The following is a 12,328-nucleotide window of genomic DNA, read 5'->3' as shown; positions in this document are numbered from 1 at the left end:
TAAAACCGGTTCTCAGACAGAATCGGTTTTTATTTTAGAATAACTATAAATTATTAATTTAAAATACTGAAAACCAGTTGTGTTTTAGAGACTGTTATATTTTTAAAAGTAAGATAAAAACTGTATCGGAATCATTTTTGCATGAGTTATCCCATAATCATCAAAATATAACATTATGAATACCAAAAGACTTTCCGACAACATGGAAAAGGCATTAAGTGACCAGATGAATAAGGAAATTCATGCATCACACGTTTTTTTATCTTATGGAATTTGGGCTGATGATAAAGGATATCAGGGAATTGCCAATTTTCTTTACCGCCATGCTCAGGAAGAAAGAAATCATTCGATCAAATTCATGGAATATATTTTAAACAGGGGAGGAAAACCAAAAGTTGAAGCTATTCCGGCTCCTCCGGCAGATCCTGAAAACCTTACGGCTTGCTTTGACGGGGTTTTTAAGCATGAAGTAGACAATACAACTGCTATTTACAGAATTGTAGATCTTTCGATGGAAGAAAAGGACTGGGCAACATGGAATTTCATGCAGTGGTTTGTACAGGAACAGATTGAAGAAGAAACATTGGCTCAGAATTTAATTGATAAATTGAAAATTGCTGGTGGAGACAGAGCCACAGATGAATCTTTATTTACTTTAGATAAAACTTTACAGGAAGCACCCAATGACGTTCCGCTGGCTCAGGAAGCTACCGGAGACAATCCGTAAGGTCATTCGGTGAAATCCAAACTTTTGAAAATCTGTCAGAACACTGGCAGATTTTTTTATTATGAAACTCGTTCAAAAATCACTATCTTTGCGCACTCGTAATTCAAGGTTCGGAGTTCAATGTTTAAAGTTGCAGAAACCTTGGGTTGCCACTAAACCTTAAACTTTGAATTTTACAATATGAAATGTGGAATCGTAGGCCTGCCGAATGTAGGTAAATCAACACTTTTTAACTGTCTGAGCAATGCGAAAGCTCAGTCTGCAAACTATCCTTTCTGTACTATTGAGCCGAACTTAGGGACGGTTTCTGTACCGGATCAGAGATTGTTTGAACTGGAAAAAATCGTAAAACCTGAGAGAGTTTTGCCAGCTGTAGTTGAGATTGTTGATATTGCAGGTCTGGTGAAGGGAGCCAGCAAGGGAGAAGGATTGGGGAACCAGTTCCTAGCCAATATCCGCGAGTGTGAAGCGATTATTCACGTTTTAAGATGTTTTGATAACGGTAATATTGTTCACGTAGAAGGTTCAGTGGATCCGTTAAGAGATAAGGAAATTATTGATATTGAGCTGCAGCTGAAAGACCTTGAAACAGTAGGAAAAGCAGTTGAGAAAGCTAAAAAATTCATCAAGTCAGGGAAGAAAGAGGATATTCTTACTTACGAAACCCTTCAGAATTTACAGAAATTCCTTGAGGATGGTAAAAATGCAAGAGAATTCGCTACTGATGATTTTACAAAATCAATTATCGGAGAAGTTCAGTTATTGACCAATAAGCCGGTACTTTACGTTTGTAATGTGGATGAAAACTCTATCAAAAACGGAAATGAGTGGATCGGTAAGATTGAAGAAATGGCTCAGAATGAAGGTGCGGAAGTAGTGGTATTGGCTGCACAGATTGAAGCTGATATCAACGAGCTTGAAACTTTTGAAGAAAGAGAAATCTTCCTTGAAGAACTGGGACTTACAGAACCGGGAGTTAACCGTTTGATCAGAAAAGCTTATGATCTTCTAAAACTTCAGACCTATTTTACAGCCGGAGTAAAAGAAGTAAGAGCATGGACTATCGGGCAGGGCTGGACTGCTCCACAGGCTGCGGGAGTTATTCACACAGACTTCGAAAAAGGATTTATCCGTGCAGAAGTGATCAAGTATAACGATTATATTACCTACGGTTCAGAAGTAAAAGTAAAAGAAGCCGGAAAACTTTCTGTGGAAGGTAAAGAATATATTGTACAGGATGGTGACATCATGCACTTTAGATTCAATGTATAAATAAAGTATTAAAGTTAGTTATAAAGAAAAGCGCTTCCATGTATTTGGGAGCGTTTTTTGCATTCATATGGCTTTAACTTTAATTAGCAATGGTATTAAGATGAATGAAATTTGATATCGTACATATGAAAATCGCTCCCGTTAGAGAGCGATTTTATTATTTGAGCTTAAAGTTCGATACCGGGCTGGCATTGTATTTCTGCACAGGTAAAAGAATATTTCTTGCAGGTGAGGTCCGGAAGCAGGCACATTTCTTTTCCTCCGGTTATTACTCTTAACTGTTTTTTGTTCAGTTTTTTCCCTTGTTTTAAGTTTTTGTTTTCCATTATTTTGATTTTTAGTGAGTTAGTTTTAACGAATGTATAAAAAATAAATGAAATATATCACGGCATTTAGAAAAAAATGAAAGTCTTTTTGATGGCTTATCCTATTATTGATATAAATATTAAACTTAATGATATAGCGGTTCATCGCCTAAAATAGGGTATTTTGCTTTGGAAATTTATTTTAAAACTGAAATGTTTATAACTTCGTATATTTGAATTTTACAAATCATTTGTGATGGAAAAAGTAGCACACACTTCACTGGAAGATTTTTACAGGGAAATGGCAGCCAAGCTCGGCAAAGACCTTGAAAGTATTTTTCCGAAAGGACTTCATAAAGACATAGGACATTTTAATGTCTTTGATATTGCGCAAACGATTGAGAAGGTAAAAACTACCTCGGAAATGCCCTACAACAGAAGAAAGTACTATAAAATCAGTTTTATAAAAGGGAGGAACAGGGCAGAATATGCAGACAAGGTTATTTCTATAAAACAGAATGCCTTATTATTTGCAACCCCAAAAGTTCCTTATCACTGGATACCTGAAGATCCTGACCAGTCGGGAAGCTTCTGCGTTTTTACAGAAGATTTTTTCATTAAGGACAAATCTTATTATCACCTCGAAGATCTTCCCATTTTTCAGCCTGGAGGAATACCTGTCTTTGAAATTGATGATGAACTTGCAGAAGAGATTGAAAACCTTTTTAAAAAAATAAAGAAAGAAATTGAATCTGATTACGTATTTAAATATGATCTGATCCGAAACTATGTGCTGGAATTAATCCACTATGGACAGAAATTACAGCCGGCTTCCAAAATATCAGCATCCAATGATGCTTCCATGCGGGTGGTTTCTTTATTTATAGAGCTGCTGGAGAGACAGTTTCCTATCGAATCCTGGGAGCAGCGGCTGCAATTGAAGACAGCTAAAGATTATGCAGACCGGCTGGCGGTTCATGTCAATTATTTGAATAAAAGATTAAAAGAAAGCACCGGAAAGACAACCACAGAGCTTATTTCTGACCGTATTGTTCAGGAAGCCAAAATACTTTTAAAACAGACAAAATGGAATGTTTCGGAGATTTCTTATGCGCTGGGATTTGAAGAAATTGCTCACTTTTCCAATTTCTTTAAAAGAAAAACAACCTTTACTCCATTGGAATTTCGGTCCTGATTTGAATTTTGCAAATTTCGGATTGATTCAGGCAAACACTTCAGTCTGAAAATATCCCAACTTTGTATCATCAAAATAATCAAAATACAATGAACACAAAAACAAATATTGCACTGGTAACCGGAGGAAGCCGTGGATTGGGAAAGAACTCAGCCCTTAAAATTGCTCAGAAAGGATTAGACGTTATCATTACATACAGAAGCAACAAAGAAGAGGCGGATGCTGTGGTGAATGAAATAAAATCGATGGGGAGAAATGCTGTTGCGTTTCAGCTGGATACCAAAGATATAAAAAGTTTCGATGCTTTTGTAAAAGATGTAACGGATCATTTGCAGGAAAACACGGGAAGTACCCATATTGATTATCTTATCAATAATGCAGGTACAGCTTTATATTCACCAATTACGGAAGTTACGGAAGAGCAGCTGGATGATGTGGTGGATATTCACTTTAAAGGCGTGTTTTTCCTGACTCAGAAATTTTTGCCATTTATCAATGATGGAGGGGGAATTATTAATGTGTCCTCAGGATTGGCAAGGTTTGCAACGCCAGGTTCTTCTGTCTACGGATCAATAAAAGCCGGGGTAGAAATGCTGACGAAATATATGGCTAAAGAGCTGGGGCCGAGAAAAATCAAAGCTAATGTGGTGGCTCCGGGAGCTATTGAAACCGATTTCGGCGGAGGAAGGGTGAGAGATAATGAAGAAATCAATGCAATGGTAGCTGGGGCAACAGCCCTGGGAAGAGTAGGCCTGCCTGATGATGTTGGTGGAGTGGTAGCCTTCCTGTGCACAGAAGATGCAGGATGGATCAACGGACAAAGAATTGAAGTTTCCGGAGGAATGTTTTTATAACATGTAAACGGATAGTCATTATTGAATAAATCGGCCGGCTCATTTGAGCCGGCCGATTTATTTATCTATTGTCATTAGATCTTTGAAAGGTTTTCAAGAGCCTTTTCTAACGTTTCCCTTTTCTTGGCAAAACATAATCTGATCACATTTTCATTCAGTTTATTTTTATAAAAAGATGAGAAAGGAACACTGGCTACCTTATGAGTAATGGTAAGTTCAGAAGCAAAATCAAAATCATTTTTATCCGAAATCTTATCATATTTTACTGCCTGGAAATAAGTCCCTTCACAATCCAGCAGTTCAAACGAAGTTCCTTCCAGACCTTTTCTCAGAAAATCTCTTTTTTCCTGGAAAAATTGGCTTAGCTGGCTGTAATGTTCATCATTTTTCATGTATTCAGCCAATGCCAGCTGGATAGGAGTGTTTACACAGAATACATTGAACTGATGAACCTTTCTGAATTCATCCGTAAGATTTTTAGGAGCGGCACAATAACCCACTTTCCAACCCGTAACATGGAAAAGCTTCCCAAAAGAGGCAACAAGCAGGCTTCTTTCTTTCAGTTCCGGATATTTACAGATGCTTAAATGCTGTTTTCCGTCAAAAACTATATTTTCATACACTTCATCACTCAGGATAAGAATGGAAGTTCCCTTTACCAGGTCAATCAGCTCCTGTAGATCATTTTCTTTCAGGATTTTTCCCGAGGGATTATTGGGGTTGTTGAGAATAATCATTCTGGTCTTTTCGCTGATAAGTTTTTTTACAGCAGTCCAGTCGATTTCATAATCGGGAGCTTTCATTTCAAAACGTTTTACAACACCTCCGAAAAGCTCTACAGTTGGTTCATAACAATCATAAGCCGGTTCGAAAATAATTACCTCGTCATCTTTTTTTACAAATGAGGCAATCGCTGTAAAAATAGCCTGAGTTCCACCTGCAGTAACCGTTATTTCAGAATCCGGATGATAAACTGCCTGATGGCTGTTTTCAATTTTTCTTGCAATTTCTTCCTTTAAACCGATCATTCCGCCTAGAGGGGCATATTGGTTGTAACCTTTTTTGATAAAATGATCCACGTGATTCAGCAGTTCGGCATCAGGCATAAAATCAGGAAAACCCTGAGACAGGTTGATCGCTTCATTTTCATTGGCGAGCTGAGTCATCTGGCTGAAAATAGTAGTTCCTACATTGGAAAGTTTTGATAAAGGAAGTTGTATCATAAAAACAGTTTTGTTGACCGAATTTAATGAAATATTTAAAACAGTTTGAACTTATGAGAATAAAAATCAGAAAATGATAAAAGCAGAGCTGATACTCGTTAAAAGTTTATACGTTTCAATGTAAAAATTATTTTAAACATTTGTTTAAGTTTTCTTTTTGAATCAGCAGAAATAACCCTACATTTGTTTGACAAACAACCATTAAAAACGAGGACAATGAAGATTAAGAAAACAGAGTTTCCTGAAAAATCCGTTTTATCAAAGGAAAAAAAAGATTTCGATTATATCGATAGTTTTGAAGGGGAATTTGCGGATGGCGGCCGGAATATTGATATCTCAGAAATAGGAAAAGCTTTTTTTACAAGCGGCCCCAAATGGGGTAAGAAAATGTTTGCTTTCAGGAATAAAGCAGTGGGAATATTCGGACTGAAAACCGGATCTGAAACGCAGCAAAAAGAACAGGATTTTAAATGCGAAGTAGGAGAGCGTGCAGGACTTTTTAAGGTGTTTAATAAAACCGGCAATGAAATTGTTCTGGGAGAAGATGATAAGCACCTGGATTTCAGGGTATCCCTTTTAGTTGACAGGAGTAAGGTACATCCTGATGAAAATTCACTTACCATTTCCACCACCGTAAAGTATCATAACTGGCTGGGCGTGCTTTATTTTCTGCCTGTACGGCCTTTCCATAAGCTGATTGTACCTGCTATGCTGAAAAATATGATTGGGCAGCTGGAAAGTAAAAAATAAAATACTGATCTGCGGATACAAAAGCAAAAGCTCTATAATTTTAAATACATTAATGAAAATTTTCAGAATTAAAATGAATTTTGCCTGCTTTTGTATATCAACAAATTTAAAAGGCTTAAAAATCAATGACTATTCATCTCATTGAACAATAAAAGTTAGGAAAAAATGACTTTTAAAATTCGGATAATTTTGGACAATTTTGTATTTTTGTATGTTTGCTGAAATCATATATGTCACAAGAAATAAATCCAACCTATTCCGAAGATAATATCAGAACCCTCGATTGGCAGGAACACATCCGTCTGCGCCCCGGTATGTACATCGGGAAGCTCGGTGACGGGTCTTCTGCTGATGACGGTATTTATATCCTGTTAAAAGAAATCCTTGATAACTCTATTGATGAGTTCAGGATGAGGGCAGGAAAAAGAATTGAAATAAAGCTGGACGACGGAAAAGTCACAATCCGTGACTTCGGACGTGGTATTCCGCTAGGGAAAGTCGTAGATGCGGTTTCAAAAATGAATACCGGAGGTAAGTACGATAGTAAAGCTTTTAAAAAATCTGTAGGATTGAACGGGGTGGGTACCAAAGCGGTAAATGCCCTTTCCGATTACTTCAGAGTCCGCTCTTTCCGTGACGGAAAAATGAAAGCTGCCGAATTCTCCCGGGGTATGATCAAGGAAAACTTTGAGGAAAAAGAAACTTCGGACAGAAACGGTACTGAAATTTCTTTTATTCCTGATGGAGAAATCTTCCTGCATTTCAAGTACAGAAAAGAGTATATCGAAAGAATGCTTCGCAATTATGCGTATCTGAATCCGGGACTTAAGATTCTTTTCAACGGAGAAACCTATTATTCTGAAAACGGTCTTAAAGATTTATTGGAAGAAGAGCTGGAAAGTGATATCCTATATCCGATCGTCCATTTAAAAGATGATGATATTGAGGTGGCTATTACCCATTCTGACAAATCTCAGACAGAAACCTATTTTTCGTTCGTTAACGGACAGAATACGACGCAGGGAGGAACGCATCTTAATGCCTTCCGTGAAGCGTATGTAAAAACGGTTCGTGAGTTTTTCAATAAAAGTTTTGATGCTTCGGATATTAGAAAATCTATTATTGCAGCAATCTCGATCAATGTGGAAGAACCGGTTTTTGAGTCCCAGACCAAAACAAAATTAGGGTCTAATGACATGGGACCGAACGGACCTACAGTCAGAACCTTCATTATCGATTTCCTTAAAAGCAAACTGGACAATTTCTTACATAAAAATCCTGAAATAGCAGAAGCAATTCAGAGAAAAATCTTAATTTCCGAAAGAGAAAGAAAAGAACTTTCAGGAATTCAGAAGCTGGCCAGAGAAAGAGCTAAAAAAGTATCCCTTCACAATAAAAAACTTCGGGACTGCAGACAGCATTATAATGATCAGAAAGCCGAAAGAAAAGGAGATACCCAGATCTTTATTACCGAAGGAGATTCGGCTTCAGGATCTATTACAAAATCCAGGGATGTGGAAACGCAGGCGGTATTTTCACTGAAAGGTAAACCTCTGAACTGCTATGGCCTTACCAAGAAAGTGGTATATGAAAATGAAGAATTTAACCTTCTTCAGGCAGCTTTAAATATTGAAGAAAGCCTGGAAGACCTTAGATATAATCAGGTAATTATTGCTACCGATGCCGATGTTGATGGAATGCACATCCGGTTACTGATGATTACTTTCTTCCTGCAGTTCTTTCCTGATCTGATTAAAAACGGGCACCTTTATATCCTTCAGACTCCTTTATTCAGAGTAAGAAACAAAAAAGAAACCCGATACTGCTATACAGAACTGGAAAGAGTAAAAGCATTAAACGAACTGGGAAAAAATCCTGAAATCACACGATTTAAAGGATTGGGAGAAATTTCTCCGGATGAGTTTAAGCACTTTATTGGTAAAGATATCCGTTTAGAACCTGTAGTGGTGGGAAAAGACCAGACGATTGATCAGCTCCTGGAATTTTACATGGGAAAAAACACTCCGGACAGACAGACTTTCATTCTTGAAAACCTTGTTGTAGAAGATGACTCTGATATTGATAAAAAAGAAATTCTGGATGAAGTAGAAAATTAAACTTGAAACTTAAAACTTAAAACTTAAAAACTGGTTGTAAATACCAGTATATTGACTGAAAAAAACACAATTTTGGATGAAGTAAGAATTATAAAACTTACACAGCCAAAAAAATAAAATGAGACTAAGTAACCGTAATAAAGCATCAATTTATAACTCTTTAAGTACGCTGCTTTTGATGATAACCGCATTTGGTATAATTGCATTTATTGCTAATGAATACAGGTTTAATGTAATAGGTAAAGAAAGTTATTTATTGATTATTGTTCCCGTTCTGCTGCTGATCATATTTTACATCAGCGGAAGGCAGATTTTTGAATATGACAGCGATGGAGAAGCTTTGAATTTTAAAAACAGGAATATCATTCCATTTTTAGACAAGCCTCTTCACGACGAATTTCCAAAATACAAACTGATAAAATATGATGTGGTCAGTATTCTCTTTTTCAAAAGATTATACATTACCGTTTCCAGCAAAAATAATGGTTCTACAATACTTAAGTACCAGATCTCTTATTTGAGTAGAAAAGAAGTAAACGATTTAAAACTCTCTCTGAATAAAGTAGTGAAAACTAATAAAGAGAACAAAGATTAAAAAACAGATGACGACAGAAGAATATTCGCATGAGGGTGAAAGCTTGAAGAAAGTTTCCGGTTTATACAAAGACTGGTTCCTTGATTATGCTTCCTATGTAATTTTGGATAGAGCTATCCCTTCGATATACGATGGTTTAAAACCCGTTCAGCGAAGAATCATGCACTCTATGCGTGAACTGGAAGACGGCCGTTACAATAAAGTGGCCAATATCGTGGGAAATACCATGAAATATCACCCGCACGGTGATGCTTCCATTACAGACGCCATGGTGCAGATCGGGCAGAAAGAGCTGTTGATAGATACCCAGGGAAACTGGGGTAATATTTATACAGGAGACTCTGCTGCTGCTGCGAGATATATTGAAGCAAGACTGACTCCCTTTGCACTTGAGGTGGTCTTTAATCCTAAAACTACAGAATGGACAAAGTCTTATGACGGAAGAAACAATGAGCCCATTGATTTGCCTGTAAAATTTCCTCTGCTCCTTGCACAGGGAGTGGAAGGTATCGGGGTAGGACTTTCCACGAAAATACTCCCTCATAACTTCAATGAGCTTATCAATGCCTCTGTAGCGTATTTAAAAGGTAAAAAATTTGAACTGTATCCCGACTTTCTAACAGCCGGTTATCTTGATGTTTCTGAATATAATGACGGCCACAGAGGAGGAAAAGTAAGAGCAAGAGCAAAAATTACCCAGACGGATAAGCACACATTGGTGATTTCCGAACTTCCATACTCCAAAACAACAACCGATCTTATTGACTCTATTTTAAAAGCCAATGAGAAAGGGAAGATCAAAATTAAAAAGATTGAGGATAATACTTCAGATAAAGTAGAAATCCTGATTCATCTTCATAATGATGTTTCGCCGGATAAAACCATTGATGCCCTGTATGCCTTTACAGACTGTCAGGTAACTATTTCTCCGAATGCCTGCGTTATCGTGGGAGATAAGCCGATGTTCATGAATGTATCTGAAATTCTGAAAATGAATACAGATCATACAGTATCCTTACTGAAAAAAGAACTTGAAATTGAGCTTCATGAACTTCAGGAAAGCTGGCATTTTTCTTCATTGGAAAGAATTTTCATAGAGAACAGGATTTACCATGACATTGAAGAAGTGAAAACGTGGGAAGATGTATTAAAGACCATTGATGCCGGATTAAAACCTCATACAAAACATCTTTTAAGAGCCGTTACAGAAGAGGATATCTTAAAACTGACAGAGATCAGAATCAAGAGAATTTCTAGATTCGATTTAGATAAATTTAAAGAAAATATTGCATCGCTGGAAGGCAAGATAGAACAGGTAAAATACAATCTGGAGAACCTGATCGCTTATGCTATTGATTATTATTTAAATATTCAGAAAAAATACGGAAAAGACAAACAGAGAAGAACTGAGCTCAGAATCTTTGATACGATTGATGCTACAAAAGTAGCTGTAGCCAACGAAAAGTTCTATGCGAATTTTGAAGAAGGCTTCATCGGTACATCACTGAAAAAAGACCAGTATTTGTTTGACTGCTCTGATATTGATGATATCATCACATTCAGAAAAGACGGAAGTATGAAGGTTGTAAAAGTGGAAGCAAAAACTTTCATTGGAAAAGATATTCTTCACGTTGCCGTATGGAAGAAAAACGACAAAAGAACAGTGTATAATATGATTTACCGCGAAGGAAGGGAAGGGCCATATTATATGAAACGTTTCTCTGTAACAGGGGTAACCAGAAATACTGATTATCCGTTAGCTTCAGATAAAAAAGGTTCGGAAACCCTGTATTTTTCAGCCAACCCAAATGGAGAAGCAGAAACAGTAACAGTACTTTTAAAGCCGAATCCAAGAATCAGAAAAAATAAAATGGAGATCAACTTCTCTGATCTTGCCATCAAAGGACGTGATTCCAAAGGAAATCTGGTAACAAAATATGCCGTAAAGAAAGTGGATCTGAAGGAAGAAGGAGTTTCTACCCTGGCTCCAAGAAAGATATGGTTTGATGATACCGTAAGAAGACTGAACGCGGATGCAAGAGGAACATTACTGGGAAGCTTCAAAGGAGATGACAAAATCCTTACCATCAATACAAACGGTGAGGTAAAACTGGTTTCTTTCGATCTTGGCAACCGTTTTGATGATGAATATCTGGTACTGGAAAAGTGGAAACCTGAACAGCCGATTACCTGTATTTACTATGACGGAGAAAAAGATATTTATTTCATTAAGAGATTCTTACTGGAAAATACAGTTAATGTACAGACTTTCATGCCGTCTGAACATCCGAAATCCTTCATTGAAAATGTAATTGTTGCCAATGATGCCACGGCAGAGATTATTTTTGCGAAAGATAAAGGAAAAGAACGTGAGCCGGAAACGATAAATATTGATGAGTTCATAGCGGTAAAGGGAATAAAGGCAATCGGAAACCAGTTTACCAAGTTCAAAGTGAAAGCTATCAATATTACCATTCCTGAGCCGGTGGAAGAAGAACCTGAAGTATACGAAGACCCTGAACCAACCGGGGATCTTGACGAAGACGGAGGAATGATCGGAGATCTGTTTCAGGATGACGGGAACAAGGAAAATGAATAGATTCCTGTCTGTTCCGGTATAATATAAAAAAATATCATGGATACAATTGTTATCATTATCATTGCTGCCACATGTATTTTCAGTTACATGGGGTTCAATAATACAGCATTATTTGAAAAATATAAATTCAATGTCGCGGCTATTGCCAACCGAAAAGAATATATCAGGCTGATCAGCTCTGCATTTTTGCATGCCGACTTTATGCATTTATTTTTCAATATGCTTTCCCTGTATTTTTTCCAGGAAGTAGTTATTAGTTTCTTTGGTGAAACAGGATTTTTAATCCTTTATTTTGGATCCATGATCCTTGGGAACTTATTCAGTTTGCAGATCTATAAAAATCAACCGTGGTATTCCGCAATAGGAGCATCTGGAGCCGTTTCAGGGATAATCTTTGCATCAATAGCGATGGCTCCGAATGAGATCAGTGTCAACTTCTTACCGGGATGGTTATTCGGGACCCTGTATTTCGGATACTCAGTGTATATGATGCTGAACCCTAAACAATGGGATAATCTGGGACATGCAGCACATCTGGGAGGTGCTTTTTTCGGATTGGTCTATTCTATTGTGATGCATCCTCAGCTGGCCATGAGCAACAGCCTTTTCCTGGGAATCATGTCGCTTCCGCTGATTTATTTAGGATATGAAATTTTTGTAAGGAAACGAATAGGATAAAAGACTATTTTTA

11 protein-coding genes are annotated in these 12,328 nt (G+C 37.2%); 9 read left to right on the top strand and 2 right to left on the bottom strand.

The window, feature by feature from the left end:
• The first annotated feature begins 175 nt into the window (after positions 1 to 175).
• Both ACR1PO_RS01195 and ychF read left to right on the top strand, forming a co-directional pair.
• Positions 176 to 727, top strand: coding sequence for a ferritin (locus ACR1PO_RS01195; protein ID WP_142722778.1), 552 nt, complete (start codon positions 176 to 178; stop codon positions 725 to 727).
• Positions 728 to 907: 180 nt separating this feature from the next.
• Positions 908 to 1,999 carry a redox-regulated ATPase YchF gene (ychF, locus tag ACR1PO_RS01190; RefSeq protein WP_332386506.1) on the top strand — a complete coding sequence of 364 codons (1,092 nt, stop codon included), beginning with the start codon at positions 908 to 910 and terminating at the stop codon, positions 1,997 to 1,999.
• 167 nt (positions 2,000 to 2,166) lie between these two features.
• Here the strand turns inward: ychF and ACR1PO_RS01185 are convergent, their stop codons facing one another.
• Positions 2,167 to 2,325 (bottom strand): hypothetical protein, encoded by a 159-nt coding sequence (locus ACR1PO_RS01185; RefSeq protein ID WP_002978915.1) that lies wholly within the window; start codon positions 2,323 to 2,325, stop codon positions 2,167 to 2,169.
• Between the two features lie 235 nt (positions 2,326 to 2,560).
• Between ACR1PO_RS01185 and ACR1PO_RS01180 the strand changes: the two genes are divergently transcribed.
• Together ACR1PO_RS01180 and ACR1PO_RS01175 are read left to right on the top strand one after the other, a co-directional pair.
• Positions 2,561 to 3,499, top strand: coding sequence for a helix-turn-helix domain-containing protein (locus ACR1PO_RS01180; protein ID WP_433985529.1), 939 nt, complete (start codon positions 2,561 to 2,563; stop codon positions 3,497 to 3,499).
• 89 nt (positions 3,500 to 3,588) lie between these two features.
• On the top strand, positions 3,589 to 4,353 hold the full coding sequence (locus tag ACR1PO_RS01175; protein WP_433985528.1) for an SDR family NAD(P)-dependent oxidoreductase: 765 nt from the start codon (positions 3,589 to 3,591) through the stop codon (positions 4,351 to 4,353).
• A gap of 74 nt (positions 4,354 to 4,427) precedes the next feature.
• On the opposite strand, the gene ACR1PO_RS01170 is transcribed toward ACR1PO_RS01175, so the two are convergent.
• Entirely contained in the window at positions 4,428 to 5,576 is a 1,149-nt protein-coding gene (locus ACR1PO_RS01170; RefSeq protein WP_433985527.1) for a methionine aminotransferase, read from the bottom strand.
• Between the two features lie 216 nt (positions 5,577 to 5,792).
• Here ACR1PO_RS01170 and ACR1PO_RS01165 point away from each other — a divergent pair, with 216 nt between their 5' ends.
• The 5 genes from ACR1PO_RS01165 (at position 5,793) to ACR1PO_RS01145 (ending at position 12,315) form a co-directional block, all read left to right on the top strand.
• Entirely contained in the window at positions 5,793 to 6,326 is a 534-nt protein-coding gene (locus ACR1PO_RS01165) for a DUF2867 domain-containing protein (protein WP_433985526.1), read from the top strand.
• A 230-nt stretch (positions 6,327 to 6,556) separates the two neighbouring features.
• Positions 6,557 to 8,443 carry a DNA topoisomerase IV subunit B gene (locus ACR1PO_RS01160; protein WP_332386507.1) on the top strand — a complete coding sequence of 629 codons (1,887 nt, stop codon included), beginning with the start codon at positions 6,557 to 6,559 and terminating at the stop codon, positions 8,441 to 8,443.
• Positions 8,444 to 8,561: 118 nt separating this feature from the next.
• On the top strand, positions 8,562 to 9,038 hold the full coding sequence (locus ACR1PO_RS01155) for a hypothetical protein (protein ID WP_332386508.1): 477 nt from the start codon (positions 8,562 to 8,564) through the stop codon (positions 9,036 to 9,038).
• Positions 9,039 to 9,045: 7 nt separating this feature from the next.
• The gene (locus ACR1PO_RS01150; RefSeq protein WP_433985525.1) at positions 9,046 to 11,637 is read left to right on the top strand and encodes a DNA gyrase/topoisomerase IV subunit A; all 2,592 of its coding nucleotides are present in this window, start codon (positions 9,046 to 9,048) and stop codon (positions 11,635 to 11,637) included.
• Positions 11,638 to 11,673: 36 nt separating this feature from the next.
• Positions 11,674 to 12,315 (top strand): rhomboid family intramembrane serine protease, encoded by a 642-nt coding sequence (locus ACR1PO_RS01145; protein WP_433985524.1) that lies wholly within the window; start codon positions 11,674 to 11,676, stop codon positions 12,313 to 12,315.
• Positions 12,316 to 12,328: the final 13 nt, after the last annotated feature.

Source organism: Chryseobacterium amylolyticum (assembly GCF_051011775.1).
In the GTDB taxonomy this organism is placed as follows: Bacteria; Bacteroidota; Bacteroidia; order Flavobacteriales; family Weeksellaceae; genus Chryseobacterium.
Note: the sequence above shows the minus strand (reverse complement) of the source record. Positions and strands in the feature narration are given on the sequence as shown.

Excerpts from the sequence above, each read along its gene's own strand:
- ACR1PO_RS01195 (WP_142722778.1), top strand. The coding sequence starts at position 176 with ATGAATACCAAAAGACTTTCCGACAACATGGAAAAGGCATTAAGTGAC.
- ychF (WP_332386506.1), top strand. The coding sequence starts at position 908 with ATGAAATGTGGAATCGTAGGCCTGCCGAATGTAGGTAAATCAACACTT.
- ACR1PO_RS01185 (WP_002978915.1), bottom strand. The coding sequence starts at position 2,325 with ATGGAAAACAAAAACTTAAAACAAGGGAAAAAACTGAACAAAAAACAG.
- ACR1PO_RS01180 (WP_433985529.1), top strand. The coding sequence starts at position 2,561 with ATGGAAAAAGTAGCACACACTTCACTGGAAGATTTTTACAGGGAAATG.
- ACR1PO_RS01175 (WP_433985528.1), top strand. The coding sequence starts at position 3,589 with ATGAACACAAAAACAAATATTGCACTGGTAACCGGAGGAAGCCGTGGA.
- ACR1PO_RS01170 (WP_433985527.1), bottom strand. The coding sequence starts at position 5,576 with ATGATACAACTTCCTTTATCAAAACTTTCCAATGTAGGAACTACTATT.
- ACR1PO_RS01165 (WP_433985526.1), top strand. The coding sequence starts at position 5,793 with ATGAAGATTAAGAAAACAGAGTTTCCTGAAAAATCCGTTTTATCAAAG.
- ACR1PO_RS01160 (WP_332386507.1), top strand. The coding sequence starts at position 6,557 with ATGTCACAAGAAATAAATCCAACCTATTCCGAAGATAATATCAGAACC.
- ACR1PO_RS01155 (WP_332386508.1), top strand. The coding sequence starts at position 8,562 with ATGAGACTAAGTAACCGTAATAAAGCATCAATTTATAACTCTTTAAGT.
- ACR1PO_RS01150 (WP_433985525.1), top strand. The coding sequence starts at position 9,046 with ATGACGACAGAAGAATATTCGCATGAGGGTGAAAGCTTGAAGAAAGTT.
- ACR1PO_RS01145 (WP_433985524.1), top strand. The coding sequence starts at position 11,674 with ATGGATACAATTGTTATCATTATCATTGCTGCCACATGTATTTTCAGT.